We start from the raw sequence: 25,411 nt of genomic DNA, 5'->3' as shown, positions 1-25,411 counted from the left end.
GCACAAAGTTCGCTCTCTATGCCGTCCGTCCCATAAATGGGACGGCAATGAAGGTGGATTACTCAATATTTGTCGGTGATGTATCCGCAATCCCACCTTCATTGCCGTCGGTTTTAACCGACGGTTTGAGGTTCTAAATTTTCTCGTCGCCCTTTCAACCTTCCCCACGTGCTCATGGTAGTTTTTAATTGCTACAATACAAATCAAAAGCTCCCCCTTCAGGGGGTTGGGGGGCCTCGCCTAATAATCTATCACCTGCTCTTCAATCTCCACTGGTACATCACGCCAATCGTACTTTTGGGTGCGAAGCTGTGGTTCGAAACCGGCTTCTTTAATAGAATCCTGGATGCCTTTGGCAGTAAAGCGGTGTGGCGCGCCTGCGGCAGATACCACGTTCTCTTCTATCATGATAGAGCCAAAATCGTTTGCGCCCGCGTGCAGGCACAATTGTGCAACTTGCTTGCCTACAGTTAACCAGCTGGCTTGTATGTTTTTAATGTTCGGCAGCATAATTCGGCTCAGGGCTATCATGCGGATGTACTCATCGCCGGTTACGTTGTTGGTGATGCCACGGACTTTGCGAAGCAGCGTACCGTCATCCTGGAAAGGCCATGGTATAAAGGCCACAAAGCCGTAATGGCCCTCGGGTTTTTCTGATTGTACCTCGCGGATCCAAACCAAATGCTCAAAGCGCTCTTCGATGGTTTCGATATGCCCGAACATCATGGTGGCTGAGCTTGGCAGGTTGAGCTGGTGCGCGGCACGCATTACATCCAGCCATTCCTTGCCACCGCATTTACCTTTAGAGATAAGGCGGCGTACACGGTCGTTCAATATCTCTGCACCTGCACCCGGCAGGGAATCCAGCCCCGATTCCTTCATAGCTTTCAGCACATCGTAATGGCTCATGCCTTCTAGTTTGGCTACGTGGGCAATCTCGGGCGGACCTAAGGAGTGAAGTTTCAGCTTAGGGTAAAGCTGTTTCAACTCGCGGAACAGGTCGGTATAAAATTGAAGGCCGAGATCCGGGTGGTGACCGCCTTGCAGTAAAAGCTGGTCGCCGCCGTAGCGGAAGGTTTCTTCTATCTTCTTTTTGTAGGTCTCAATATCGGTGATGTAAGCATCATCATGCCCCGGGCGGCGGAAAAAGTTGCAGAACTTACAGTTGGCGATGCAAACGTTGGTGGTGTTAACGTTACGGTCTATCTGCCAGGTAACTTTGCCGTGGGGCACCTGTATCTTGCGCAGTTCGTTAGCAGTGTACATGAGGTCGGCAGTGGAGGCGTTATTGTAGAGGTAAACTCCTTCCTCCATGCTTAGGAAATCGAAAGCTAAAGCGCGCTGCAACAGATCGGCTGTATTCATATACAAATATACGTGGTAGGAGGGAAAAGGTGAAAGCAGAAAGGTAAAAGCTTAAAGGTAAAAGGCGAAAGGTGGTATTGGGTTGACAAAGGCGCGATTTATGTTTAGATTTGAGTAAGCCTAACCCGATGAAAAAAACTATTTTTTCCCGCATCTATTTCCCCGGACTTATCAGTTTGGTGTTTTTGCCATTGGTAGTTGTGTACATTTATCTTCATAGACTTAAGACGGAAGCAAAGTGGGGAATTGAGATTGGGTGGAACAATGACACAAGTATAAAAGATGCAAATAAATTTAAAACGCAAAAGCTAAATATCCTCGATTATAAAAATTTCCCGGTTGTAACAATTAACGGGAATAAAGAAAATAACAACGAGTCGCTGCACCAACTGGCAATCGCATGCGCTAAAATTGTCAGCAATCAAAATGGGAAGAATGGGATAGTAGCAGAGCTAAAAGATAACGCAAGTTATGGCGATTTAGTTGATGTGCTTGACGTAGGTTTGCGTTTTAAGGATAAAATTGATATTATCCCTTATAATGATAGGGTTTATTTTACCACATTTCCCCGTAAAAAAGCCGGTGCTGATGTTAAGGAAACAATTCCACTTTTTATTATTTGCGGCAACGCCCTCTGGGGCGAGCGACGTGATAGGATTGCCCAATCCAAAGAGCTATTTAATGACACCGCTAAATCTTTTTGGCCTGCTTTGATACCTTTCTCGCTAATGGTCTTCTTCGCAATCCGCAACAGACGCCGACTGCGACCTGCACACTGCTAACTGTCAACTGCCTCCCCCTTATCCAGTCTCAAAACCTTATCCACGCTATCCGGTATCTCATGCTGATAATGCGTAACGTAGATCAGCGTTACGTTGCTGATGCTGCAGATGGTATCTACCACGGTTTTAAAGTGGAGCTGCTGGTGGTCGTCCAGTCCCTGGCAGGGTTCGTCGAAAATTAATAGCGCCGGGTTTTTGATGAGTGCCCTCGCCAATAAGCATAAGCGTTGCGCACTGGCCGGGATGTTCTTTAGTAGCACACGGGCGTATTTGTCTATCTCCAATGCCTTCATCCAACTTAAAGCCAAGGCTGCTTTGGTCGGACTGCTTTGCCGGAACAAGCCCAGTGTATCATAAAAACCCGATTCGATCACCTGCAGGCAGGAGTTATCGGTAGGGAAGTACTGGTACAGCTCGGGCGATACAAAACCTATTTTGCTTTTGATATCCCAGATGCTTTCGCCGGTGCCGCGCTTTTTATCAAACAATACAATATCATTGGCATAGGCTTGCGGGTTATCGCCGTTTAGTAAACTCAGCAGCGTGCTTTTACCGGCACCGTTGGGGCCAAGTAATGCCCAGCGCTCGCCGGGGTTCACGCTCCAGTTGATGTGGTTGAGGATGGTTTTCTCACCGTAGCGGATCACCACGTTGTTCATGGCCACAATTTCGGCGTAATTGTGCGGTTTCGCATTTGTGCTGATGAGCGCTTTTAAAGCATCCGTGTCCACATTCGGTTTCTCGGGATGGCTCTCCAGATCTGCCAGGAACTGCTGCTTATTTAGTGTTTTAGTGATGATGCCATTATCTAATACCGCTACATTACTGATCACATCGGGTATCTCATGCGCCGAAGTGGCCATCACCAGGGTAATGCCCGATGCACTTATTTCGCCCAACAAGGTGTTGAAATACTGGCGGGTAGCCGCATCCAGTCCGGTAAGCGGGTTATCAAGCAACAACAGTGTTGGATTTTTAAGTAAAGCGGCGGCTATCATCAACCGTTTTGTTTCGCCGTTTGATAGTTTTATCACCTGCTTATCGCGCAGGTGCTGCAGGTTTAGCGCGGCGATTGTTTTTTCGAATACCCAGTAAACAGGGGAATGGGTGTTGGGCTTAATAACCTGCAGGTATTGCTCTGCGGTAAGCGCATCTTCCGAATCGGAGGAGTTGTAGCGCTGCTGATAATAAAAATTACTGGTGTTTGCCAGGTTTTTAAAATGGTGCCGGGCACCTGCGAAAGCAATGTAAGGATGAAAATCGATAGCGGGTTTGCCTTGCCCGTTGGTAAAATTATAAGCAAGCGTACCGCCGCTGATACTTATATTGCCGGCTATAACTTGCAGCAATACGCTTTTACCCGAGCCGCTGTTACCTGTTAGCACCCAATGCTGCCCTTTGTTTACGGCGAAGCTTAGCTGATTTATAGCGGTGTGCCCCGCAAACTTTACAATAATTTTATTTAGCGAAAATAGTAAATTCATATTTGCGGCCAATTTACATTCTTTTACTGCAGGGTGCCCATAATTTCTAATTAATGTATACTTAACATTAATTAGAAACGTTTTTTATTTTCTTATAAATTATGTTTTTAAAAAATTTCATCTTTTTTTCATGAAAGTGTTTTTTTTCTCGAAACCAATCTATAAATTAGTAGAACCTATCTGATAAACAGCGCTTTTGAGCCGGTACGCCAACCTAAATTTAATTATTAACGGTGCTTGCACCCGCTAATTTTTTGAAATGAATTTACTATTGATACTGGAGACAGTGCTGCCACTGTTTGCCATGAGTTTTTTTATTGTATTGATTGCTGTACGCTTTTTGCCTGCAGAAGCCAATAATATAGAAGAAAACTAAGCTATCTTTCGCTATTTTAAATAGGGTGCGATTATTGTATTGGATTTTCCATCAAAAATCTATCAATAATCTACCATGAAAAAAATAAACATTTTATTAATTGTACTGGCAATGGTTGCCCTCAGTAGCTGCTCTGTTATAAGCGGCATATTTAAGGCCGGCGCTGCGGTTGGCGTTATAGCCGTTATTGTTATTATAGGCATTATCCTTTGGATCATCTCTGCATTCAGGGGGAAACAATAAACAAAAAAATTATTTAAATTAACTATGAAATATTGTTTCTTAATTGAAACAATATTTTTTTTATGTGGTTTTATTTACCAGGAGGAACAAAATCATGGGAAATACCAAAGTTGCTATTGAAACCCTTAACGATCTGATCTTGATCAACAACGACCGTATAGCCGGATTTGAACGCGCGCTAAGCGAACTAAAACATGAGGATACCGATCTTAAATACACTTTTATCAACCTTATTGGCGATAGCCACAGGTTTAAAATGGAAATTGCTACTGAAGTAGCTGCCCTTGGTAAAGATATAGAGACCGGCACATCTACCAGTGGTAAGCTGCACCGCACCTGGCTGGATCTGAAGGCTGCCTTTAACGGGCATAGCAAACACAGTATTTTAGAGGAATGCGAATTTGGCGAAGACACGATAAAGAAAGCCTACCAAACCGCGCTCGATGAAGATAATCTGCCGGCTTTTATCCGCGAAATACTGAGTAAACAACAAGTTGAATTGAATGCCGCGCACGATACTGTAAAGGCATTACGCGATGGTGTGCTGCACTGAAAAAAAGGATAAATTAAAATGAAAGAAGCGCTTAACAGGCGCTTTTTTCATTTCCGTTAGTGACTCATATTTAGGTTAACCACTCGCCAACTGCTGGTATCGGCCCAATCGCCGCCGGTGTAGGCCATATTTATTTGCCAGGTTGTTTTTGAGGAACGACCGGTGTTATCATGCGCATTGATGTACGACGATATATTGTATGAATTTTTAGCGGTATCTATCACCGCTTCAAATTTATTAAGGGGGAAGCTTGCCATGGCCGGTTGCTTCAATTTGCCTTTTATAAACATTTTAGCAACGCTGAATGCTTCCATGCCGTTTGGCTTACGGTTAACATGAACGCGCTTGTTTTTAAAAATGCGCAAAAGCGCCACCGCGAAAACAATTGCAAACAGTATAGAGAAAATGGTAGCAACCTTTATACGCGGGTGATGTTTCCAATGTGTGCTTTTCTTTTCTTCGCCGGTGAGGGTATTCCATTCTTTATATCTCATGTAAACTGCGCTTTCAGCAATAAACAAATACCGGCATAAATGTTTTACAGAAATTTATGCAACAAAAAAGCCCTTCGGAATAAACCGGAGGGCTTTTTGTTGTACTAAAAAATGAATTACATTTTTTTAGCTGTGTCCATTTTAGCAGTGTCCATCTTTGCAGTGTCCATTTTAGCTGTGTCCATCTTTGCTGAATCCATTTTAGCTGAATCCATAGCAGCTGAATCTGTAGCAGCAGCGTCAGTTTTACCTTTACAAGCAACAGCAGATACCGCGATAGCTAAGGCTAAAAAGCCAATTTTGAATGCATTTTTCATGTTTGTGTTTTTTTAAGTGATTTAATAGTTTTCACTCCTTAATACCACAAACAAAAAAAGGTAACCCATGTATTTAAAAAAAAATACACGGATCACCTTTTTTCAAAAAAAAAACTAAATAGTCTTTAAACCTTAGGGTTTAAGATTATTTTTTAGTTGTGTCTTTTTTAGTTGTGTCAACTACAGTAGAATCAACTTTAACAGTAGAATCAACTTTAACGGTAGAATCAACTTTAACAGTTGTATCTGCACCTTCAGAAGCAGATTTACCTTTACAAGCTACAGCAGAAACAGAGATAGCTAAAGCTAAAACTGCAAGTTTGAATGAATTTTTCATGTTTTTTTGTTTTGGGAGTTATAAATATATTTATCCTTACGCTGGTTAATACCAAGAACTTAAAAAGGTAACCCAAGTATTCAAAAAAATACAAGCGTTACCTTTTACTAAAGAAAACTAATAAATCTTTAAACCTAAAAGGTTAAGGATTATTTTTTTACAGTGTCTTTCTTAGTAACTACAACAGTAGTATCTTTTACAGTAGAATCAACTTTTACAGTAGAATCAACTTTAACAGTAGTATCTTTTACAGTTGTATCTGCACCTTCAGAAGCAGATTTACCTTTACAAGCTACAGCAGAAACAGCGATAGCTAAAGCTAGAACTGCAAGTTTGAATGAATTTTTCATGTTTTTCGTGTTTTGGGAGTTTATAAATATATTTATTCTTACAAGTTATTAATACCAGAAACCTAAAAAGGTAACCCATTATTAAAAATTATTTTTTAATTGTATCCTTTTTTGTAGTATCGGCCTTAACTACGGTATCTTTTGAAGCAGAATCTGCCACAATGGTGGTTTTGGTAGTTGTGCTGTCTACAGTGGTAGTAGTGTCAGCTCCATCCTTTTTTGCTTCGCCACCGCAGGCGGCAGCAGAAACGGCTATCACTAAAGTTACAATTGCTAATTTGAATGAATTTTTCATTGTAGGTGTTTTTATTAGTGGCTACCTTAATATCTTAAATTGAAGAAGGTACCCCATCAAATTTTAAATATTAAAATAAAATCCATGGATTTAGTGGTTAATACTTAAGATTTGAAAAGGTAACCCTGTTTTTTAATTATTTTTTTACTGAATCGATTTTTACCGAATCGGCCTTCATAACAACCGAATCTTTTTTGAGGGTATCGATCGCTTTTAACGAGTCGGTCTTTTCAACTTCTTCGGGTTTGGGTTTTGGCGGGTCGCAGGCAATAATGGTGACAGATGTTACAAGAGCCACCAGGGCGAGTTTGATTAGATTTTTCATGTTTGTTTTGTTTAGTATTAATATGCTGTACATGAAAAAGGTAACCCATGGGTATAAAGTATGATCGCAGGAGGAATATCGAACACCGAACTTTGAATATCGAATTTCGATTTATTTCATCATTCATTATTCGAAATTGGGCGTTCGATATTCATATTCTTTTATGGCTTCTTCGTTGTGTCCGTACCGCCCGCGCCCGATTTATCCAGCCCCGTATCAGCCGATATGGCCGAGCCGTTGGAGCCCGGTGCCGGTTGCACCTGCCTGTTGGTAGAATCAGACATTACAGAGGTGTCTGCCTTAAGCGAATCGGGATGCCGACCGCCATGGTCGCCGCCGCATGCCGTGGCGGCTATCGTGATAGCTAAAGCCGCGAAAGTGTATTTGATGGAGTTTTTCATGTTGAATGTTTTAGCGTTTGTAAGTATTTAAATACAAGTTTAATACGTACGCAAATTCAATTATTATGCCACAGCCCGCTTAAGCTCTCAAATATTAACCCGATATTGCAGGTTGATTCGGGCGGTTTTTGTCGCCATTTATCGTACAGAAGTGGATGATTTTCCCGCTAAGAAAAAATAGTTGATAATATTGGGTTACAATTTAGTATAAAGAGTATTAAGTAGTGAATAATCATTTAAATGTGGAGATACCGGCGGATAGCGAAGTAATACTGGGTATACTTAATAATTCCGACGTTGTTCTTAAAAAGCTTTACCTGGCGTACTTTCCGATGATATTGCAGCTGGTTATCAATAATAACGGTAACGAGGACGATGCAAAGGATGTTTACCAGGAAGCGATCATAGTTCTTTATAATAAGGTTAAACGGGGCGATTTTGAACTGAGTAGTAAGCTCAAAACCTATATCTACTCTATCTGCAGGCGGCTTTGGCTTAAACGGCTAAAGCAAATGAACCGGTACGGTGGCGATATTAAGGATTTTGAAGATTACCTGCCGGTAGAGGATGAGGTTGAAAAGCACCAGGACAGGGATCTGCAGCTCAATAAGATGGGCGAGGCGCTGAAATTACTGGGCGAACCCTGTAAGACTATTATGGAAGATTTTTACATGCACAATAAATCGATGCAGGACATCTGTGAGCGATTTGGATATACAAACGCGGATAACGCGAAAACGCAGAAATACAAATGCCTGCAAAGGCTAAAAAAATTGTTTTTTCAGCAACAATAGAAAGAGGGGCGAAGAATGAAAAATGATCAACTATTGGAGATGATCGAACGTTACTTAAACGGCGAAATGACGATTGAGGAACGTGCGGAATTTGATGCATTGCGTAACAAGGATGCAGCGGTTGAAACAAAACTGGAGGAGCATAAAAACTTCACCGGCTTATTAAAGCAGTATAACGACAGGCATACCATGGAGTTAAGGCTAAACGCCATCCATGATGAGATAGATGTGCACACCCTGGCGCACGATCTGATGGCGCACCCATCCATCGTGGTGCGTTTATGGAGGCAGCATCACTCTAAAATATCGGTAGCAGCATCGATAGCGATATTTGCGATGTTGGTTACCTTGTATTTTACAGGTAACCTTACCAATCAGGACCCACGCGTTGAACAATTGAAGAAGGAAGTTGACGGCGTTAAGGATCGGCAGAAAAAATTGGAAAAAAATGCAGGAGGTATTACTGGTAAATCTGTTAAAACAGGCCCTACTATTATAGCTAAATATCGTGGAACGGGTTTTGCCCTTTCATCTAACGGCTACATTTTAACCAACCTGCACGTTGTAAACGGTGCAGATTCTGTATACGTGCAAAACGCCGATGGCGAATCATTCCATACCAAGGTTATTGCTACCGATGCAAGCCATGACATAGCTGTATTGCAGATAAACGATCCTGCATTTAAAAACCTTGGGCCGGTTCCTTACGGTTTCAAAAAAGGGAAAAGCGATTTAGGCGAAGATGTTTATACGTTGGGTTACCCTACAGATGCAGCAGTTTTTGGCCCGGGTGCACTAACTTCCGATGCCGGTTTCCAGGGTGATACAGCCGAATATATGGTTTCGGTACCGGTAAACCAGGGTAACAGCGGCGGTCCTCTTTTTGATGCTAAAGGTAATGTTATTGGTATTATCAGCGGAAGACAAACTCAAACTCAAGGTGTTACATTTGCAAAGAAATCAGCATTTATCTTAAAAACTATACAAGATATCCCGGCAGATTCATTGACAAAAGCACTAACTCTTAATACTAAAAATACATTGGCCGGTTTAAGTCGCAAAGACCAAATTAAAAAGCTGAAAAACTATGTATTTATAGTGAAAGTTTATAATCAGTAATATCCAAAAAAATCAATATAAAGAGGAGAGGCGAGAAATTGCTTCTCCTTTTTTGTTGGGGTATAACGGTTGCAACATCTCATCTGCCCGACGTTTTCGCCACCACGTCATTGCGAGGTACGAAGCAATCTCCCGATTAGAGGAGCGGCTTTGCAAGGCGGCATGTCCTGCGTAGAGATTGCTTCGTACCTCGCAATGACGCGGCGGATTTACCTATCCACTTCCCCCAATACAAAATCAAGTGAGCCGATGGTGGCGATCAGGTCGGCTATCATCACGCCTTTGCCCAATTCTTCCAATACGGAGAGGTTACAAAAACTCGGTCCGCGGGATTTTACGCGGAATGGGATCTCTTTGCGGTCGCTGTCATGTATAAAATAAAAACCCAGTTCGCCTTTGGTACCTTCGGCGCGCATGTAGTAATCTTGTGGTTTCGGGGTAAGCTTACGGGGCAATTTGGCACGCGGGTCGAAATCCGGGGTGCGTTTCAGTTCTTTTTGCAGGCGGTTAAGGCACTGCTCAATTATTTTAAGCGATTCGTCAACTTCGTCAACACGTACTTTGTACCTGTCCCAGCAATCGCCGGTTTTACCCATCAGACCTGTGCCAATGGGTATTTCAAAATCCAATTCAGGGTAAGCGGAGTAATTATCGATGCGGCGCAAATCGTACTTCAATCCCGAGCCGCGCAACACCGGGCCGCTGCAACCGTAGTTTATGGCCACATCCAGGGGCAGCACGCCGACGTTAGCGGTGCGACTAATAAAAATCTGGTTATCGGTAAGCAGGCGATTAAGCTCTACCATTTTGGGTTTAAAGTAATCCAGGAACTCGCGGCAGCGTTCTTCAAAACCCACCGGCAAATCGTAAAACAAGCCACCCACCCATATATAATTATACAGCATGCGCGAGCCAGATGCCCATTCCAGCATCCCCATGATATGCTCGCGGTCGCGGAAACACCATAGGAAAGGCGTAAAAGCGCCGATATCGATGCCATAAGTGCCAATGGCTATCAGGTGCGATGCAATGCGGTTGAGTTCGCAAACCAGCACGCGGATGTATTCGATGCGTTTGGGGATGTCCTTATCAATGCCCAGCATGCGTTCCACACCCATTACCCAGGCGTGGCTGTTGTTCATAGATGCCAGGTAATCCATCCTGTCGGTAAAAGGGATAGTTTGCTGATACGTAAGCGATTCGGCGTGTTTTTCGAAACAGCGGTGCAGGTAGCCAATATGCGGAATAACCTCCTTAACGATCTCGCCATCAGTGATCAACTCCAGCCGCAAAACCCCGTGTGTAGACGGATGCTGCGGCCCCATGTTCAGCACCATGTCTTCAACGGCGGCATCAGCTATTTTCTGATGGTAGCGCTCGAGAGCAACGTTATATTTTGAATTTGTGGTAATCAATTCAATGTTTTTTATTCTTCACCGCGTCATTGCGAGGAACGAAGCAATCCCCGGCATGCAAAGCGGATTTGCATGGTGGCTCTGCATGCCGGGGATTGCCACGCTATCGCTCGCAATGCTGCGGGTTTTTATTAATCTATTTTAATCCCTTTATAATATTCCGCATTCTGGTAATCCTTCCTCAACGGAAACCCCTCCCAATCATCAGGCATCAACAGCCTCCGCAGATCCGGGTGGCCTTCAAAATAGATCCCAAGCATATCGTATGCTTCACGTTCGTACCAATCGGCAGCGCGGTAAACGGATGTGATGCTGGGGAAGGAGGGCAGCTCCTCCAGATCGCGGCTGTTAGCTTTGCTGATCTTTAAAACAAGCTGCAAATTATAGGGTATGGATGACAGGTGATACACCACGCCAAAACGACCGGCTTCCACGCCATAATCTACACCGCTAAGGCAGCCCAGGAAATCAAAATATGTACGCGGATTATTGCGCAGCTCCAGGCAAACCTCGGCAATCCTGTCGGCATCAATCAGCAACGCAGGCTGCATGCCGGTACGTTCTTCACCGACGATGATGCCTTCGCCAAATTTATCGGTAAGCAATAATTTGATCTCGTCGAAACTCATGGTGCCAGGCGAACTATCTTCCAGGTTTTATTATCGGTTTTTTTATAAACTATCCTGTCGTGTAAGCGACTGCGGCGGCCCTGCCAAAACTCTATCAGGCGCGGGCGAAGCACGTATCCACCCCAAAAAGATGGTTTTGGTACATCTTTATCAGCGTATTCCGCTTCCAGTTCGGCCATTTTTTGTTCCAGTAATTCGCGGCCGCTAATTTCCTGGCTTTGCGGGGAAACTACAGCGCCAAGCTGGCTGGCTTTTGGGCGCGAGTGAAAGTATTTTTCAGAATAATCGCGGTCGAGTTTTTCTATTGTGCCCTCCACGCGGATCTGGCGTTCCATATCACCCCAGTGAAAAATCAAGGCACCCAGTGGGTTTTTGGCTATTTCTTTACCTTTACGGCTGAGGTAGTTGGTGTAAAATTTAAAACCATCATCGCTAAAGCCTTTCAGCAAAACAATACGTGCCGAAGGGCGGCCATCGTGTGTGGCTGTGGCCAATGTCATGGCATTTGGCTCGTGTACTTTGTAGTTGATGGCCTCGTTAAACCACTTATCAAACTGGCGCATCGGGTTGGCATCTACGTCGGTTTCGTTTAACGAAGCGGCGGCGTAATCCTGCCTTAAATTTTCTATATCTTGTTCGTTCATTATCGCAAACTTACAAATTAATTATACCGTACTTATTGTATAAGTCTCCATTTTAAATGATATTGAACATAATTTTACAATTTGCGTTATAACATAATAAATTTTACACCCATGCTTAGTCAAATTCCGGCAGCCGCAGGGCGCTTATTAATATCACAACCATTTATGCCCGACCCAAACTTTAAGCGGTCGGTTATTATACTTACCGAGTATTCGGCAGGCGGTGCTATGGGTTTTATCCTTAACCACCAAACCGACTACCTGCTGGGCGATATCCTGCCCGATGTATCCTATTCGGAGATCCCGGTTTACATGGGCGGCCCCGTGGCAGAGAATACACTACATTATATCCATCGCTGCCCCGAAAAAATTGACGGCGGTATAGAAATAGCCGAAGGCATTTTTTGGGGAGGTGATTTTGATAAGATAAAAGAGCTGATAACCAGTTATCAGCTTACTGAAGCGGAGATCAAATTCTTCACGGGCTACAGCGGCTGGACGCCCGACCAGCTGGATAACGAGCTGCGCGAAGACGCCTGGATAGTAACCAATAAATTTGAAGCGGATGCGGTGTTCGCCAATAACGAGCACAACCTCTGGAAGGAAACCGTGATCAGCCTGGGGCAACGCTATGCGCACATCGCTAATTTCCCGGAGAACCCGTTGTTGAATTAGTTTATTGGTTCATTAGTTCATTGGTGTATAGCTCAATTATTATACTTGTCTGTGACAAGTATAAATTTGTTTTACCGAATTTCGCGATAGGGATTGGAAGGGTTTAGCCACGGCGCGGTTGGATGGAGCGGGGCAAACGGGGCCGGAGCGCAGCCCTGAAAAGCCCGGGCCGCAGGCATCGCCCATACCTCCTCTTAAAAATATACTTCCTTTCACCATTCAATATTTAAACTTTATTTTCTCCACGCGTTTCCGCCCACACCCATCGGTGAAATCAAAAAATCAATCGGTGTAATCCCAAAAAAATCTTAAATTCACCACCTCGTAATAAACCCGGTTAATTTGCTACTATGTTAAAAAAGATTCCCTCGTTGCTTTTTGCGCTATTAATTACCGCTGCTACAACTGTAAACGCCCAGGATGCCGATCCGAATATGGGGATCATTCCCGCCCCGGTTTCTGTTAAAAAGTCTGTTGGCACTTTTGTGCTCAGTCAGGAAACCAAAATACTGGCAGATACGCCAAATAATAAGGCGGTGCTGTTCTTCTCTTCCTTCCTGTCTAACAATATGGCTTACAACAAGCAGGTTGGCTTGCGCAATACAAATGCGGGCTCGAACGTGATCTACCTAACCTCAACAGGCACCGAAGGGCTTGCTGCCGAGGGTTACCGCCTAACCATAACACCACAACAAATTACCATTGCCGGTAAAGGGGCCGGCTTGTTTTATGGCATACAAACGCTAATGCAGCTGATGCCTTTGGAACGTGCCGCCACCGTGAAGATCCCTTGCGCTACCATTGAAGATTTCCCTCGCTTTGGCTATCGCGGTGTAATGCTGGATGTTTGCCGTCACTTTTTTTCGGTAGAAATGGTGAAACGCTATATCGACCTGATGGCCGGTTATAAACTCAATAACTTCCATTGGCACCTTACCGACGACCAGGGCTGGCGCATCGAAATAAAGAAATACCCGCGCCTTACCCAGGTGGCCAGCGTGCGCGCGCAAACCGTTATTGGCAACTACCGCGACCGTACCCCGCAGCAATTTGATAATACCCCTGTAAGCGGCTATTACACACAAGATCAGATCCGCGATGTGATCAAATATGCAGCCGACCGCTACATCAACATTGTACCCGAAATTGAGATGCCGGGCCATGCACAGGCTGCTTTAGCCGCCTTCCCGGAGCTGAGCTGCGACCCTAAAATAGACTATAAGGTAGCCGAAACCTGGGGTGTGTTCAATAACATTTATTGCCCGTCGGAAAAAACATTTGCTTTTTTGCAGGATGTGTTAACGGAAGTTATCGACCTGTTCCCAAGTAAATATATCCATATCGGCGGCGATGAAGCGCCAAAAACGGTTTGGAAAAACTCTAAATTTTGCCAGGACCTGATCAAAAAGTTAAAGTTGAAGGACGAGCACGGCTTACAAAGCTACTTCATTCAACGAATGGAGAAATTTGTGAACAGCAAAGGCCGCAGCATTATTGGCTGGGACGAGATCTTGGAGGGCGGCCTTGCTCCGAACGCCACCGTAATGAGCTGGAGGGGCGAAGAAGGTGGGATAGCCGCCGCGCAGCAAAACCACGATGTGATTATGACCCCCGGCAGCCAGGGTCTTTATATCGACCACGGCCAGGGTAAAATGAACCAGGAGCCCTTAAGCATCGGCGGTAACGAACCGCTATCAAAAATTTACAGCTACAACCCAACACCGGCAGTTTTAACACCCGAGCAACAGGCACATATTAAAGGTGTACAGGCCAACCTTTGGACGGAATACATTACAACCGATAAAAAAGTGGAGTTTATGTTGCTGCCGAGGATGCTGGCTTTGTCAGAAATTGCATGGGCACCTGTGGCCAATAAAAACTATAAGGATTTTGCCGAAACCCGCCTACCGGGACATTTGGCCTGGCTGGATAAGGCAGGTTATGAATATCACGTGCCCATTGCCATTGGTAGTGCCGATACCACCATTATTGGTACGCAGCTAACGGTGAACTTAAAATCGCCGGTAGAGGGTGCTAAAATGTACTATACTATTGACGGCTACACCCCGCGCGAAACCGAAATGGTTTACACCAAACCTATGACCTACGAGGTGCCTATAGACCAGTACCGCGAGCTGCAAACCATTGTGGTTACGCCATCGGGCAAGCGCAGTAACATCACCAAAACGGTGGTTTACAATAAGGCGCCGCTGCCTGCAGTTGATTTCACGGGTACCAATACGGGGCTTAAATACCAGGTATCGCAGGGCACTTATGTAAATACTACGCAGATAAACCCGGCCGCGGTGATAGACACGGGTATTGCCAAAAGCTTCCAAACGGCAAATTCGGCGTTCAAAAAAGCTTTTGGTAAATATGGCGTGGTTTACACAGGCTACCTTAAAGCCGATGTGGATGGCAATTATGGCTTCTCCACGCAATCCTACAATGGTTCGGTGTTGTATATAGACGACCTGCCTTTGGTAGATAACGATGGGCGCAAAGGTGTTAACGAAACAAACGCTGTTGTGCCATTGCTGAAAGGTTTCCACAAGATCACCATTAAGTATGTGGATGCTTATACCAGCAACAGCATGCTGCGTGTTTACATGACTATCCCCGGCAAGCCAAAAGGAGAGGTATCGCCGGAAATGCTTTACAACTAAGCCGATATAAAGATGAATGCAAGATATTGTTTATTAACAGCTACGGTTTGCATACTATTAACAGCATGCAGTAGCGACCCGAAAAAAGCCGTCCTGGCGAAATTAGCGCCGGCGAAACCAACCGTTATGGAGCCATTCCGCTTTCATAAAGCGATAGAGGTATCGCCGGGGCAAACATACGATGTGTTAAGTTGGGGCCGCGGTGCGAGCGCTGTGGGCGCCTTTATGATACTGCACTCCGATTCGGCTGCCGCAAAGTATACCACTACCACCGGCGACCTGGATGGTACTATAGCCGATGTGTACAATGCCGATATGGATACCGACGGTAACGCCGAGATATTGATACAGGCAAGGGCTATGGATACAGTGAAGTACGCCAAGATATACGCCTATGAGTTTAATAACAATAATGCCAATAAGCTCGATTTTCCAAAGCTGACCAGTTCGCAACGCAAAGGTTACAGGGGGGACGATAACTTTTATATTAAAGACGGGCTGCTGATCCGCGAGTTTCCGATATACGACCGGAACGATAGCCTGGCCAAGCCGACCGGCGCAAAAAGGCAAATTCAATACGGCCTTAGAAACAACGATTTCACAGTAAAGCAATTAAGTAAAGATTCGGTAGATGAAAAGGACGATAAACCTGTTGCACAAACCGTTAAGCAGGCTGAGCCGGAGAAGAAAACGGTAACCAAAAAATCTACCAAAAAGAAAAGAACGGAAGCGAAAAAGAAAAGGAGAAGAAGGAGGGTTTAAGTATAGCTTAACCGTTTACCAGTTCCATCATTTCTTTGGCGTTCCAAATGGCGGCGGTATCTACATCATTATTAAAATAAAACCAGGCTTCTTTAGTATTTTCATTCGATTTAACAGTGTCTGCAACTTTTTGCAGGTTGGATTTTGAGTAGGGCGACCTGTACAGATCAGGTACGCCATGAAAGCGATAATAAACCACCGTTGTGTTTTGAATAACTTCATCAGGCAAAGCAGGGTGGCTCATGCCGCAAAAACTGATATTATGTTTTGCGAGCCGCTCTTGTATTTCCGGTTGCCACCAGCTTACATGTCTTGGTTCCAATACATTTTTAAATGCTGGGCTAAGCGCATTTAATATTTTATCAAGCTTTTCTTCGGTGTAATTATAGTTTGGAGGGATTTGAAAAAGTATGGGCCCGAGTTTCTCTTTCAAGCCTTCGTTCACTGTGTCGTAAAAGCTGGTTAGTAGTTTTGTGGTGTCGTTAAATTTCTTGTAATGTGTAATAGCCCTCGGCGCTTTAACCGCGAATCTGAAATCGGAAGCGCTTTTATCATACCAGGTTTGCAGGAATGATAATTGCGGGAAGCGATAAAAAGTAACATTTAGCTCCAGCGTGCTAAAGTGCTGGATGTAGTAATTAAACCAATTGGCCATGGCCAGCTTTTCGGGGTAGAACGTGCCACGCCAGTGCTTATAATGAAATCCGGAACATCCCATTTAAGCGAAATGATGTTACGCGATAAATCCCGGAAAGGGTTTCATCGAAAAATGGATCTCTTTCAATTCCATTATCTTTTTTGCAAACAGGCTAACTATTGTGCACGAATCCTTTTTTACGGCTTTTGTTTTTTTGAATACAACTTTCATATGGAGTGTTAAGCCAAAGCCGTGCCAAAAACTTGCAGCTATTAGTATTTAGGGGTAATTAATTGCGTCTCTACGAAATATTTACCGGCAAACTTAGTTAGTAATAAGGCCACGAAGAAATCCTTCAATAGGTTAAATCTGCTTCATCCCGGTTCGGTTTATTTTTCGCAAATTTGTATCACATCCAATCCGCATCAATGCACTTTTTGTACCCGGCTTTCCTGTTTGCGTTGTTCACCCTGGCTATTCCCATATTGGTACACCTGTTCAATTTCAGGAGGTACAAAAAGGTTTACTTCAGCAATGTACAGTTCCTGAAAGAAGTGCAGGAGCAACAGGCATCGCGCCGGAACATCAAAGAGCGTTTGATCTTAGCCGCGCGGATGCTCACTTTAGCTTTTTTGGTTTTTGCTTTCGCGAGGCCATTTATTCCCGGCAAGGACAGCGCCGATGCCGGCAAACAACAGCTGGTGAGCATTTTTGTAGATAATTCCTATTCCATGCAAACCCTTAACCGCGAGGGCAGCCTGCTTGACGAAGCCAAACAAAAGGCCAGGCAAATAGCATCGGCTTATTCTATCAACGACCGCTTTCAGCTGCTGACGCAGGGCTTTGAAGGCAAACACCAGCGCCTGCTCAACCGCGATGAGTTTAACGATGCGGTGAATGCAGTGAAGATAAGTCCGCAAAGCAGGAGCATCGCCCAGATCACCGCCCGCCAGCAAAGCCTGCTGGGGATGACAGCCGGGGCGGTGAAGCACAGCTATATTATTTCCGATTTTCAAAAGAATATTTCCGGCAATGCCGATGCTGCCAAATCTGATATCGCGGTAAACCTGGTACAGCTTAAGGCAAACGAGCTGCCCAATGTGGCCGTAGATTCGGTATGGTTATTAAACGCCACGCATCGCCCCGGCGAAAGCGAAAAACTAATGGTAAGGTTGCGCAACTATGCCGGTAAATCTGCAGAGAAAATACCGCTGAAGCTGCTGATCAACGGTGTGCAAAAATCATTAGGGAGTTTTACGGTGGCAGCGGGGGCTTCGCAGGTTGATACGCTTGCTTTCTCCGGCTTAACGGCCGGCTGGCAGCGTGGCGAGATCCAGCTGCAGGATAACCCGGTGACCTTCGATAACAGCTTTTACTTCACCTTCAACGTAAATAGTAAACTGCCGGTATTGCTGGTAGATGGCGGTACGCCCAATAGATATTTAAACGCCGTTTTTGCTGCCGATCCATTCTTCAGCATCAAACGCACGCAGGATGGCAATGTAGATTATGCCGCACTGAGTACTTATCCGCTCATCGTTTTAAGTGATATTGATAATGTTTCGGCAGGCCTGGCGCAACAATTAAAAACCTATGTAAACAAAGGCGGCACGCTGATGGTGTTTCCTTCCGCTGAAGCGGAGCTATTAAGCTACCGGGCATTTTTACAGCCGATGGGCGCGGCTTACCCCGGCAAGATCGTTACGGAGGCTAATAAAGTATCCGGCCTAAACCTGCAAAGCCAGGTGTTTAAAAATATCTTCGAGTCTTTCCCGCAAAACCCCGATCTGCCGATGGTGAAGAAATATTACACCTTAAGTGGTAACACCAAACAAGCCGAAAGCCTGATGAAGCTGCAAACCGGGCAATCGCTTTGGGAGGGCTATAGCTTGGGTAAGGGAAAACTTTATGTGGCTGCCGTTGCACTGAATGAAGACTTTAGCAACCTGCCCGTACATGCCTTGTTTGTGCCGGTGATGTTTAGGGTGGCCCTGCTGAGCGGGCACGACCAGTCCCTTTTCTACACCCTTGGCAGTAACCAGGCCATAGAGACCGTGCCGCTGCAATCTACCGAGAAACAGGTGGTAAAACTGGTAAGGGGGAACGAATCTATCATCCCTGATGTTAAACAACAGGAGGGGAGCACTGTGCTTTACCTGCCCGGCCAATTGAACCAAACCGGTATTTACGATCTGAAAAAACAGGACAGCACGGCCGCCGTATTGGCCTTTAACGATAACCGGAGCGAGTCGGACCTGTCGTATCTCAACAGTAATGATCTGGCTAAACTCCTCCCGCAAAAAAGCAATTTTATAGCGGGCGATAAATTTAATGTGAACAATATCAACACTGCCGAAAATTCTGGTCTTCAATTATGGAAACTTTGTATAATTTTGGCTTTGATATTTTTGGCCGCCGAAACATTGCTCATCCGGTTCTATAAAACCGATATAAGCATAGCCACGCAAGCCGGATAGATCATTAAACCCACCTTAAACAGCGATAATGAATTTGCTTATCAAATCTGCCACTGTTGTATATCCCGCTTCTCCGTTTCATAATCAGGTTGCCGATATTTTAATTCAAAAAGGCATTATTACCAAAATAGGCTCAGGCCTTAGCGACGATAAAGCGGAGGTGATAGACGCCACCGGCAAGTACCTTGCGCCCGGCTTTTTCGACCTTAACTGCAATGTTGGCGAATTGGGCCTGGAAACCAAGGAAGACCTGCAAACCGGTACCGCTGCGGCAGCAGCTGGTGGTTTTACCGGAATAGCGCTTATGCCTAATACCCATCCGCCGGTACATTCCAAGGCCGAAGTAGAATACCTGCTTAACCGTGCCAAAGGCAATCTCGTAGATATTTACCCGCTCGGCACCATCTCGCACAAACGGGAGGGTAAAGATCTATCAGAAATGTACGATATGTATAAAAGCGGCGCCAGAGCCTTTACCGATGGCAACCGCCCCGTACAGGACGCCGGACTGATGGAACGCGCTTTATTGTATGTGCAGGGCTTCGGTGCAAAAGTAATTTCTTATGCTGAAGATGCTTTTATCGCTGGCAAAGCAAAAATGAACGAGGGTGTGGTAAGCACCATGCTGGGCATGAAGGGGATCCCTTCGCTTGCCGAAGAACTGATGATAGCCCGCGATATTTACCTCGCCGAGGATTCGGGTACGGATATCCATTTTACTACCATATCTACCGCCCGCTCGGTAGAACTGATCCGCGAAGCAAAAAAACGCGGGCTAAAAGTAACCTGCGATACGGCGATACACAATATAGTTTTGACGGATGAGGCCTTGATGGGCTTCGACAGCCTTTATAAAGTAAAACCACCGCTACGCACCCAGGCTGACGTAGACGCGCTGATAGCGGGCCTGAAAGACGGCACCATCGACGCCTTAGTTACCCAGCATACCCCGCACGAGATAGAGTTTAAGGATGTGGAGTTCGAGGTGGCTGAATATGGCATCATCGGCATGCAAACAGCCTTCTCAATGGCGATAAAGGTGGGTTTGCCGGTGGAGCTTATTGTGGAGAAACTGGCCATCAATCCGCGTAAGATCTTAAATGTGGCTATACCTACACTGGCCGAAGGCGAAAAAGCAAACCTTGTTTTGCTGGATACCAAAGCCGAGTGGGAATACAGCCGAACAGCCAATCGCTCTAAAAGCTATAACTCGCCATTTCTTGGGCAGAACCTTAAGGGAAAAGTTTTGTTAACCTGTAATAATAATCAAACATCTAACTCTAATTAACCATGACTGACCCAAAAATAAGCGCAGCTATCACCGGCGCGCTGGCGGCTTTCTCTAAATATGATAGCTTTGACGCTACCGCGCTTAATGCCAAATTCGAATCCGTTTTTTCGTCAGACGATACTTTCCTGAAAAAGGTTGACGCGATGGACGAGGTATTTAACGATAATCCTAAACTTGAAGAATTGCACGAAGTATTCTTCGACCTGCTTTTAGTGAACTTTTTTGGCGAAGACGTTAAAAAACTGGAAGATGATTACCTGGAAACTCCGGAGTGGGAAAAAATTGAAGAGCAAACCCTGGATAGGGGCACCGAACTGCTTAACCTGCTGCTTTACCTTAACGAATGCGAGGATGAAGACATCGACCCGGAACTGGAAGATTACCTGAAGGAATTTTTACTGGTTGATGAGGACGAGTTTCAGGATGAGTACCGTATTTACGAGCCGGTAATTGCCAACCAGATCCTGATTGAAAGCCCGGCTGCCGAGATAGCGAAAGTTGCGGGCACTTTAGATGAAGATTCGGAACTGAAAGAGCTGTTTTACCCGATGATCTGCTTTTTCCAAAACCCGGAGCCAAGCGAGGCTGAAAGAATTACTTATGCCGATAATGCGGTAAGTAAATCTTTTGATATGGCAGTGTTGGAAATATTAGTTAGCTTTAAATAAAATTTAAACTTATAATTAATCCTTATCAAACCCAAAAAATGGAAACCAAACCAAACAACGTAAAAATTGCCACCAAGTGGGCGGTTATTTATACTATCACAACAATTGTAATTACCTACGGAACAGAAATGCTGAACCTGGATCCAAATTCTCCGGTGAAGTATGTTAGTTATTTACCATTTATCGCTTTTTGCTTTTTAGCGCAAAAAGAGTTTAAAGATTCGTTGGGTGGTTACATATCATTTGGACAGGGGTTTAACACAGGGTTTAAATACTCGCTCTTTTCGGGCTTTTTGCTGGCTATTTTCTTTTACGTTTACCTTGCCTTTTTAAATCCGGGTGCTCTGGATAAAGCTGCCGAGCAACAACAAACCGTGTTGGCAGAAAAAAATATGTCGCAGGAACAGATAGACCAGGCAATTGAAATGACAAAAAAATATGGTGCTATGTTCGGCGCGGTTGCTGCGGCTATCGGGTCGTTAATATCAGGCTGTATTATTGCATTGATAACTGCTGCTATCTTAAAAAAGGAACGTTCTCCATTTGACGCGGTAGATACAACTGCAGATGAACCAGCCGTTTAATTAAAAATAGCCGTCACTATAGAACACAAAAAAGGCCCCGAAAATTTCGGGGCCTTTTTAATTGTTGAGTCTGGAGATTCCTTTTTCTAACAGGACCGCTTATTCCATGGTATCTATGGCAGATGTTACCGCCTTTAATAATTTGTTATCCAGTTCTTCACCGATGATAACTGCCCAGGTTTTACCCTGGCGTTGCAGCCAGTGCATAGTGGTACCGTTGTTAAGACTGCAAGGCATTACTACCTTATATAAAGCGTCTTTATTGGCGTAAAGCACTTTCATTACCTTGGTACGGTAGGCCTTTTGCTGATAGCCGAAAGATATATTGAATATTTTCGATGACGCTACCCCAGTAGTTGCCGCAGCGTTTGGCGCTTTGTTTACATTCACAACTTTAAGTTGTACATCTGCCGGTTGTTGGTATGCTGAGATTGACATGGTGTAAATAGTTGAGTTTTTGTGTTCGTTTAACCGATAATCAAAATCTTTGCCAAAGTGTAGTTTATGCGTATAAGTTAATATTAACCCCGGCGTTGCCTAATTTTAAATACAGTATAGCATACAATAAAAAACAGCAGGCCAGGCAATCGCTTGCCCGGCCTGCTGCCAATTTAACTATAACTGATCGTACTTATTATTTCGCTTTTTTGGTGTAGATGTAAACCACACCGTATTTGGCCTTAGCGCCGTATTTTTTAACCGCATCGGCATCTGATGAAGTGCTCATCCGGTCGATATCGAAAGCAGAGAGTTTTTTCAGGTCTTTTTCAGTGGCTTCCTTTCCATCTATCACGATCAGCTTATCAGAGATCCGGCTGATATTTTTATCGCTGTAAAATATGTTGCCCTGCAGGGCACGTACTTCGGCAATGTCAGCATTTCTTACCCTGGCCCGCCCTGTTACTGTAACGGAATTCAATTTTTTGCTCAAATCTGCAGGGGTGCTATAAGTAAAAGTTGATTGAATATTTTTTGTGGTTGCCAGGTCGCCGCTTAACTGGTGAAGTTTTAGCATCGGCCCGCCGCGTAATACGGTTATCGAATCCAATTCCCGGGGCGACAACCCATCCACATTTTTACCGTTTATCCTTAACTTAACGACATCGCCATTTACGCTGCCGTAGCCCCTCACGATGACCACAGAATCTGCAATGCGCGGGCTAAGGTCGCTTGCCAGTGTCCGACTTTTTCCATTTATACGGATGGCGGTTATCCGGGTATCGTTCAGTTTATCTGCCAGTTGTTTGCCTTTTTCCGAATCGCTGGTGGTAACAAAAAGGATCTTGCTGTGTGGTTTAAAACCCATGCTATCATAATCGTTCAGCATGGTTTTAGCTGTTTCGGCGGTTACAATGTTCACAGCGATAATCTTGTTCGGGTCTATCTTATTAAACTCATCAATACTTATCTTTTTACCGTTGAGCACGTAGTTGAGGGAATCCAGCAGGCTGATGTTATTGGTAGTGAAGGTGAAGGACGTTTTATGGGTAGTATCGGTAACCAGTGCACCATAGTTCTCCTTTTGTGGCACCGATACGAAATTGGCTTTTGTATCTGGGAAGCGAGATTCCAATTCGGCCAGCTTGGTATTAATCTTTGTAATTCCTGCAGGGCTAACCTGGTCGCGCTTTAGTTTGTTTTCGGATATCAATTTTTCAATTTTGTTTTTAAGGTCATTGCCATCAGTAGAATTGGCGGTGAAAGTAAATGTAACCTGTCCGTGTCCATCGCCGATATGAAGATATTTTTTAGCATCTCCGCCACTTATGAGATAAATGCTTTCATTATTATGTGGAAAAGGCTCCTGAGTGCTTTTTTTAATTCCGTTTATATAAATAGGGTGGCCAAAATCGTTTTCTTCTCCCACTAAGGTATCTGGCTTAATAATTTCAGCAATCCTATCAGTAAATGCATGCGGTATTACCGATTTCAAATCGATAGCGTTTAAATTGGCAGAAATAGTTTTGCTTATTGCTTTATATGCCTTTGCACCATTCCTTTTAACAATAGCAGCCTTAGAAAAACTGAACACCAGTAGCAGCGCCACTGCAGGCACCACAAAGGCGTAGCGGGTGAGGTTCACCCTCGAAGATCTTTTCGCGTTCATCATGATTATACGTTTTTTAATGGTTGAAATATTAAAGTGATTTACAATGCCGGGTGTGGTAGCGTTAAAGCTTACGTTCACCAGGCTGTATTGGTAAGCTTTGGTATCAATACCCTTGTTCAGGATCTTACGGTCGGTAATAAACTCGATGTTCTCGCGCACCGCCTTCTTCATCAGCCATACACCGGGATTGAACCAGTAGAAGATGCTGCTGAGCTCGGCCAATAGAATATCGATGGTATGCCAGCCGTTTACGTGCACCTGTTCGTGCAGCAGGATGGCCTTCAGGTCGGCAGCGGAATGGTTGGCAGGGTTTACGTAGATGCTGCGCCAGAAACTGAATGGAGCCGCCTCGCCGCTGATGAGCCTTACCTCGTGGTTAAGCACATTGGCCGATGTTGATCTGCGGTGAAGTTTTAATAATGAAAATAGCTGCACCAATAAGCGTACGGCCAGCAGCGCCGCGCCTGCCCAGAAAACTATGGTTGCCCATTGCCAGTAATCGGGCTGGGTGAGGGGTTTCACTAATTTTGCCGCCGGGGCCTGCCAGTTTAATATTACCGACTGTACCGGAAGGGCAATATTTTCGTGCCGTTGGGCAAAAGCCGTCAGATCTATTTTTGGGTAGATGCTGGCAAATATGATGGCCGTTATTAAATAAACCCTGTTGAGCGAATAAAAAGTAAGGTGGCGCAGCACCAGGTAATAGCCCGCGCAGAAGATCAGGAGGGCCATGTTCACTTTAAATAAAAAAACAAATAAGGTTGGCATTGTAGTGGTTATTAAGGTTTTTCTATCAGTTTAATGATCTCTTTCAGTTCGCTGGCGCTTATCTTTTTCTCGTTGGCAAAAAAGGTAACCAGGTCTTTATAAGAGTTTTTAAAGTAATCGCTTACAAAGCCGCTCATAAAGCGTTTTTTGTACTCTTCTTCCTGTATAGCGGGCGTGTACCGATAGGAGTTACCAAGCTTTTCACTTTTTAAGAAACCCTTGTTCTCCAGGTTTTTTATGGTGGATGCCAGGGTGGTATAAGGTGGCTTCGGCTCGTTTAGTAATTCCAGAAAATCCCTTATAAAACCGGTACCCACCTGCCAGGCTGCCTGCATGGCTTCTTCTTCTTGCTGTGATAATTTCTCCATCTTTCTACGATTGTTTCGTAAAACTACGATTATTTCGTAAATAACAAAATGTTTTAACAAATTTTAACAAAAAAGACAGGATTAAAGGGATTAACCGATTGACACGATAAGTTATCAGAACGTCATGTTGAACTTGTTTCAACACCCCACACGGCAGGTAACCCGCTATGCTTAGCTGCTTTGCATCGTCGATAGCTTTGCATATGGGGTGCCGAAATAAATTCGGCATGACGTGTTTTTTTCGCCTTTGTTGGTGTTGTCACCAACAAACCCGTTAAGCAATAAGATACGTGATACCGACAAGGCCCTTTTACGATTGCCGCCAGCTCTATCTATTTACAAGCATCCGCGTTGTTGGTGATAACACCATAGCCGTTAACTTAAGGGATTAAATATATCATCAACAATCTGAAAAGCCGCTTTTTTGCCTTTTTTGGGTTCAATAAGCAAATGTTTTATAATGGGAAAGATGAATAATTCGC

Annotated in this window: 29 protein-coding genes; 12 read left to right on the top strand and 17 right to left on the bottom strand. The window is 44.5% G+C overall.

Annotation, left to right across the window (positions count from 1 at the left end):
- Nucleotides 1–240 precede the first annotated feature (240 nt).
- Nucleotides 241–1,365 (bottom strand): cyclic dehypoxanthinyl futalosine synthase, encoded by a 1,125-nt coding sequence (mqnC, locus tag IDJ77_RS03065; RefSeq protein WP_191187468.1) that lies wholly within the window; start codon nt 1,363–1,365, stop codon nt 241–243.
- 128 nt (nt 1,366–1,493) lie between these two features.
- On the opposite strand from mqnC, the gene IDJ77_RS03060 reads away from it, so the two are divergent.
- Nucleotides 1,494–2,147, top strand: coding sequence for a hypothetical protein (locus IDJ77_RS03060; protein ID WP_191187467.1), 654 nt, complete (start codon nt 1,494–1,496; stop codon nt 2,145–2,147).
- Here IDJ77_RS03060 and IDJ77_RS03055 read toward each other — a convergent pair.
- Entirely contained in the window at nt 2,144–3,631 is a 1,488-nt protein-coding gene (locus tag IDJ77_RS03055; protein WP_191187466.1) for an ATP-binding cassette domain-containing protein, read from the bottom strand. The two genes, IDJ77_RS03060 and IDJ77_RS03055, sit on opposite strands and share 4 nt — an antisense overlap.
- Before the next feature lie 451 nt (nt 3,632–4,082).
- Between IDJ77_RS03055 and IDJ77_RS03050 the strand changes: the two genes are divergently transcribed.
- Together IDJ77_RS03050 and IDJ77_RS03045 are read left to right on the top strand one after the other, a co-directional pair.
- Nucleotides 4,083–4,250: a phosphatidate cytidylyltransferase gene (locus tag IDJ77_RS03050; RefSeq protein ID WP_191187465.1), complete on the top strand. Its 168-nt coding sequence runs from the start codon at nt 4,083–4,085 to the stop codon at nt 4,248–4,250.
- 94 nt (nt 4,251–4,344) lie between these two features.
- Nucleotides 4,345–4,803, top strand: coding sequence for a PA2169 family four-helix-bundle protein (locus tag IDJ77_RS03045; RefSeq protein ID WP_191187464.1), 459 nt, complete (start codon nt 4,345–4,347; stop codon nt 4,801–4,803).
- Between the two features lie 56 nt (nt 4,804–4,859).
- Here IDJ77_RS03045 and IDJ77_RS03040 read toward each other — a convergent pair whose 3' ends face one another.
- The 7 genes from IDJ77_RS03040 to IDJ77_RS03010 form a co-directional block, all read right to left on the bottom strand.
- On the bottom strand, nt 4,860–5,297 hold the full coding sequence (locus tag IDJ77_RS03040; RefSeq protein ID WP_191187463.1) for a hypothetical protein: 438 nt from the start codon (nt 5,295–5,297) through the stop codon (nt 4,860–4,862).
- 116 nt (nt 5,298–5,413) lie between these two features.
- Entirely contained in the window at nt 5,414–5,614 is a 201-nt protein-coding gene (locus IDJ77_RS03035) for a hypothetical protein (protein WP_191187462.1), read from the bottom strand.
- 145 nt (nt 5,615–5,759) lie between these two features.
- Nucleotides 5,760–5,951, bottom strand: coding sequence for a hypothetical protein (locus tag IDJ77_RS03030; protein WP_191187461.1), 192 nt, complete (start codon nt 5,949–5,951; stop codon nt 5,760–5,762).
- 149 nt (nt 5,952–6,100) lie between these two features.
- Nucleotides 6,101–6,301, bottom strand: a complete 201-nt coding sequence (locus IDJ77_RS03025) for a hypothetical protein (RefSeq protein WP_191187460.1) — start codon at nt 6,299–6,301, stop codon at nt 6,101–6,103.
- A gap of 88 nt (nt 6,302–6,389) precedes the next feature.
- Nucleotides 6,390–6,596, bottom strand: coding sequence for a hypothetical protein (locus IDJ77_RS03020; protein ID WP_191187459.1), 207 nt, complete (start codon nt 6,594–6,596; stop codon nt 6,390–6,392).
- 136 nt (nt 6,597–6,732) lie between these two features.
- The gene (locus IDJ77_RS03015; protein WP_191187458.1) at nt 6,733–6,921 is read right to left on the bottom strand and encodes a hypothetical protein; all 189 of its coding nucleotides are present in this window, start codon (nt 6,919–6,921) and stop codon (nt 6,733–6,735) included.
- Between the two features lie 161 nt (nt 6,922–7,082).
- Nucleotides 7,083–7,322, bottom strand: a complete 240-nt coding sequence (locus IDJ77_RS03010; RefSeq protein WP_191187457.1) for a hypothetical protein — start codon at nt 7,320–7,322, stop codon at nt 7,083–7,085.
- 224 nt (nt 7,323–7,546) lie between these two features.
- Here IDJ77_RS03010 and IDJ77_RS03005 point away from each other — a divergent pair, with 224 nt between their 5' ends.
- Nucleotides 7,547–8,116 (top strand): RNA polymerase sigma factor, encoded by a 570-nt coding sequence (locus IDJ77_RS03005; protein ID WP_191187456.1) that lies wholly within the window; start codon nt 7,547–7,549, stop codon nt 8,114–8,116.
- A gap of 15 nt (nt 8,117–8,131) precedes the next feature.
- The gene (locus IDJ77_RS03000) at nt 8,132–9,235 is read left to right on the top strand and encodes a S1C family serine protease (RefSeq protein WP_191187455.1); all 1,104 of its coding nucleotides are present in this window, start codon (nt 8,132–8,134) and stop codon (nt 9,233–9,235) included.
- Nucleotides 9,236–9,444: 209 nt separating this feature from the next.
- Here IDJ77_RS03000 and IDJ77_RS02995 read toward each other — a convergent pair whose 3' ends face one another.
- The 3 genes from IDJ77_RS02995 to pdxH form a co-directional block, all read right to left on the bottom strand.
- Nucleotides 9,445–10,572: an NADH-quinone oxidoreductase subunit D gene (locus IDJ77_RS02995; protein WP_262892791.1), complete on the bottom strand. Its 1,128-nt coding sequence runs from the start codon at nt 10,570–10,572 to the stop codon at nt 9,445–9,447.
- A gap of 209 nt (nt 10,573–10,781) precedes the next feature.
- On the bottom strand, nt 10,782–11,279 hold the full coding sequence (locus IDJ77_RS02990; RefSeq protein WP_191187454.1) for an NADH-quinone oxidoreductase subunit C: 498 nt from the start codon (nt 11,277–11,279) through the stop codon (nt 10,782–10,784).
- On the bottom strand, nt 11,276–11,923 hold the full coding sequence (gene pdxH / locus IDJ77_RS02985; protein ID WP_191187453.1) for a pyridoxamine 5'-phosphate oxidase: 648 nt from the start codon (nt 11,921–11,923) through the stop codon (nt 11,276–11,278). Before pdxH ends, IDJ77_RS02990 begins: the two co-directional genes overlap by 4 nt.
- Nucleotides 11,924–12,034: 111 nt before the next feature.
- Here pdxH and IDJ77_RS02980 point away from each other — a divergent pair, with 111 nt between their 5' ends.
- The 3 genes from IDJ77_RS02980 to IDJ77_RS02970 all read left to right on the top strand — a co-directional run bounded on the left by IDJ77_RS02980 (nt 12,035) and on the right by IDJ77_RS02970 (nt 16,026).
- Nucleotides 12,035–12,598, top strand: a complete 564-nt coding sequence (locus tag IDJ77_RS02980) for a YqgE/AlgH family protein (RefSeq protein ID WP_191187452.1) — start codon at nt 12,035–12,037, stop codon at nt 12,596–12,598.
- Between the two features lie 350 nt (nt 12,599–12,948).
- Nucleotides 12,949–15,264, top strand: coding sequence for a family 20 glycosylhydrolase (locus IDJ77_RS02975; RefSeq protein WP_191187451.1), 2,316 nt, complete (start codon nt 12,949–12,951; stop codon nt 15,262–15,264).
- 126 nt (nt 15,265–15,390) lie between these two features.
- On the top strand, nt 15,391–16,026 hold the full coding sequence (locus tag IDJ77_RS02970; RefSeq protein WP_191187450.1) for a hypothetical protein: 636 nt from the start codon (nt 15,391–15,393) through the stop codon (nt 16,024–16,026).
- A gap of 7 nt (nt 16,027–16,033) precedes the next feature.
- On the opposite strand, the gene IDJ77_RS02965 is transcribed toward IDJ77_RS02970, so the two are convergent.
- Complete coding sequence (locus IDJ77_RS02965) at nt 16,034–16,744, bottom strand: DUF72 domain-containing protein (protein WP_191187449.1); 711 nt, start codon at nt 16,742–16,744, stop codon at nt 16,034–16,036.
- A gap of 15 nt (nt 16,745–16,759) precedes the next feature.
- Nucleotides 16,760–16,894 carry a hypothetical protein gene (locus IDJ77_RS27810; RefSeq protein ID WP_262892788.1) on the bottom strand — a complete coding sequence of 45 codons (135 nt, stop codon included), beginning with the start codon at nt 16,892–16,894 and terminating at the stop codon, nt 16,760–16,762.
- Nucleotides 16,895–17,091: 197 nt separating this feature from the next.
- On the opposite strand from IDJ77_RS27810, the gene IDJ77_RS02960 reads away from it, so the two are divergent.
- From IDJ77_RS02960 to IDJ77_RS02945, 4 genes are read left to right on the top strand one after another with little or no spacing between them, the layout of a single operon-like run.
- The gene (locus IDJ77_RS02960) at nt 17,092–19,140 is read left to right on the top strand and encodes a BatA domain-containing protein (protein ID WP_191187448.1); all 2,049 of its coding nucleotides are present in this window, start codon (nt 17,092–17,094) and stop codon (nt 19,138–19,140) included.
- Between the two features lie 28 nt (nt 19,141–19,168).
- Nucleotides 19,169–20,428: a dihydroorotase gene (locus IDJ77_RS02955; RefSeq protein WP_191187447.1), complete on the top strand. Its 1,260-nt coding sequence runs from the start codon at nt 19,169–19,171 to the stop codon at nt 20,426–20,428.
- Between the two features lie 2 nt (nt 20,429–20,430).
- Nucleotides 20,431–21,099, top strand: a complete 669-nt coding sequence (locus IDJ77_RS02950; RefSeq protein ID WP_191187446.1) for a hypothetical protein — start codon at nt 20,431–20,433, stop codon at nt 21,097–21,099.
- Between the two features lie 38 nt (nt 21,100–21,137).
- Entirely contained in the window at nt 21,138–21,683 is a 546-nt protein-coding gene (locus tag IDJ77_RS02945; RefSeq protein ID WP_191187445.1) for a DUF4199 domain-containing protein, read from the top strand.
- A gap of 99 nt (nt 21,684–21,782) precedes the next feature.
- Here IDJ77_RS02945 and IDJ77_RS02940 read toward each other — a convergent pair whose 3' ends face one another.
- The 3 genes from IDJ77_RS02940 to IDJ77_RS02930 all read right to left on the bottom strand — a co-directional run bounded on the left by IDJ77_RS02940 (nt 21,783) and on the right by IDJ77_RS02930 (nt 24,929).
- The gene (locus IDJ77_RS02940; RefSeq protein WP_191187444.1) at nt 21,783–22,121 is read right to left on the bottom strand and encodes a hypothetical protein; all 339 of its coding nucleotides are present in this window, start codon (nt 22,119–22,121) and stop codon (nt 21,783–21,785) included.
- Between the two features lie 196 nt (nt 22,122–22,317).
- Nucleotides 22,318–24,561, bottom strand: coding sequence for a M56 family metallopeptidase (locus tag IDJ77_RS02935; RefSeq protein ID WP_191187443.1), 2,244 nt, complete (start codon nt 24,559–24,561; stop codon nt 22,318–22,320).
- Between the two features lie 11 nt (nt 24,562–24,572).
- A complete protein-coding gene (locus tag IDJ77_RS02930; protein ID WP_191187442.1) occupies nt 24,573–24,929 on the bottom strand; it encodes a BlaI/MecI/CopY family transcriptional regulator in 357 nt (118 codons plus the stop codon).
- Nucleotides 24,930–25,411: the final 482 nt, after the last annotated feature.

Origin of the sequence: Mucilaginibacter pankratovii (assembly GCF_014773265.1) — a bacterium.
Lineage (GTDB): Bacteria > Bacteroidota > Bacteroidia > Sphingobacteriales > Sphingobacteriaceae > Mucilaginibacter > Mucilaginibacter pankratovii.
This window is presented reverse-complemented; position numbering and strand designations above follow the sequence as displayed.

Bases quoted from the DNA above. Each gene is read 5' to 3' on its own strand.
- mqnC (WP_191187468.1), bottom strand. From the start codon at position 1,365: ATGAATACAGCCGATCTGTTGCAGCGCGCTTTAGCTTTCGATTTCCTA.
- IDJ77_RS03060 (WP_191187467.1), top strand. From the start codon at position 1,494: ATGAAAAAAACTATTTTTTCCCGCATCTATTTCCCCGGACTTATCAGT.
- IDJ77_RS03055 (WP_191187466.1), bottom strand. From the start codon at position 3,631: ATGAATTTACTATTTTCGCTAAATAAAATTATTGTAAAGTTTGCGGGG.
- IDJ77_RS03050 (WP_191187465.1), top strand. From the start codon at position 4,083: ATGAAAAAAATAAACATTTTATTAATTGTACTGGCAATGGTTGCCCTC.
- IDJ77_RS03045 (WP_191187464.1), top strand. From the start codon at position 4,345: ATGGGAAATACCAAAGTTGCTATTGAAACCCTTAACGATCTGATCTTG.
- IDJ77_RS03040 (WP_191187463.1), bottom strand. From the start codon at position 5,297: ATGAGATATAAAGAATGGAATACCCTCACCGGCGAAGAAAAGAAAAGC.
- IDJ77_RS03035 (WP_191187462.1), bottom strand. From the start codon at position 5,614: ATGAAAAATGCATTCAAAATTGGCTTTTTAGCCTTAGCTATCGCGGTA.
- IDJ77_RS03030 (WP_191187461.1), bottom strand. From the start codon at position 5,951: ATGAAAAATTCATTCAAACTTGCAGTTTTAGCTTTAGCTATCTCTGTT.
- IDJ77_RS03025 (WP_191187460.1), bottom strand. From the start codon at position 6,301: ATGAAAAATTCATTCAAACTTGCAGTTCTAGCTTTAGCTATCGCTGTT.
- IDJ77_RS03020 (WP_191187459.1), bottom strand. From the start codon at position 6,596: ATGAAAAATTCATTCAAATTAGCAATTGTAACTTTAGTGATAGCCGTT.
- IDJ77_RS03015 (WP_191187458.1), bottom strand. From the start codon at position 6,921: ATGAAAAATCTAATCAAACTCGCCCTGGTGGCTCTTGTAACATCTGTC.
- IDJ77_RS03010 (WP_191187457.1), bottom strand. From the start codon at position 7,322: ATGAAAAACTCCATCAAATACACTTTCGCGGCTTTAGCTATCACGATA.
- IDJ77_RS03000 (WP_191187455.1), top strand. From the start codon at position 8,132: ATGAAAAATGATCAACTATTGGAGATGATCGAACGTTACTTAAACGGC.
- IDJ77_RS02995 (WP_262892791.1), bottom strand. From the start codon at position 10,572: ATGGTGCTGAACATGGGGCCGCAGCATCCGTCTACACACGGGGTTTTG.
- IDJ77_RS02990 (WP_191187454.1), bottom strand. From the start codon at position 11,279: ATGAGTTTCGACGAGATCAAATTATTGCTTACCGATAAATTTGGCGAA.
- pdxH (WP_191187453.1), bottom strand. From the start codon at position 11,923: ATGAACGAACAAGATATAGAAAATTTAAGGCAGGATTACGCCGCCGCT.
- IDJ77_RS02980 (WP_191187452.1), top strand. From the start codon at position 12,035: ATGCTTAGTCAAATTCCGGCAGCCGCAGGGCGCTTATTAATATCACAA.
- IDJ77_RS02975 (WP_191187451.1), top strand. From the start codon at position 12,949: ATGTTAAAAAAGATTCCCTCGTTGCTTTTTGCGCTATTAATTACCGCT.
- IDJ77_RS02970 (WP_191187450.1), top strand. From the start codon at position 15,391: ATGGAGCCATTCCGCTTTCATAAAGCGATAGAGGTATCGCCGGGGCAA.
- IDJ77_RS02965 (WP_191187449.1), bottom strand. From the start codon at position 16,744: ATGGGATGTTCCGGATTTCATTATAAGCACTGGCGTGGCACGTTCTAC.
- IDJ77_RS27810 (WP_262892788.1), bottom strand. From the start codon at position 16,894: ATGAAAGTTGTATTCAAAAAAACAAAAGCCGTAAAAAAGGATTCGTGC.
- IDJ77_RS02960 (WP_191187448.1), top strand. From the start codon at position 17,092: ATGCACTTTTTGTACCCGGCTTTCCTGTTTGCGTTGTTCACCCTGGCT.
- IDJ77_RS02955 (WP_191187447.1), top strand. From the start codon at position 19,169: ATGAATTTGCTTATCAAATCTGCCACTGTTGTATATCCCGCTTCTCCG.
- IDJ77_RS02950 (WP_191187446.1), top strand. From the start codon at position 20,431: ATGACTGACCCAAAAATAAGCGCAGCTATCACCGGCGCGCTGGCGGCT.
- IDJ77_RS02945 (WP_191187445.1), top strand. From the start codon at position 21,138: ATGGAAACCAAACCAAACAACGTAAAAATTGCCACCAAGTGGGCGGTT.
- IDJ77_RS02940 (WP_191187444.1), bottom strand. From the start codon at position 22,121: ATGTCAATCTCAGCATACCAACAACCGGCAGATGTACAACTTAAAGTT.
- IDJ77_RS02935 (WP_191187443.1), bottom strand. From the start codon at position 24,561: ATGCCAACCTTATTTGTTTTTTTATTTAAAGTGAACATGGCCCTCCTG.
- IDJ77_RS02930 (WP_191187442.1), bottom strand. From the start codon at position 24,929: ATGGAGAAATTATCACAGCAAGAAGAAGAAGCCATGCAGGCAGCCTGG.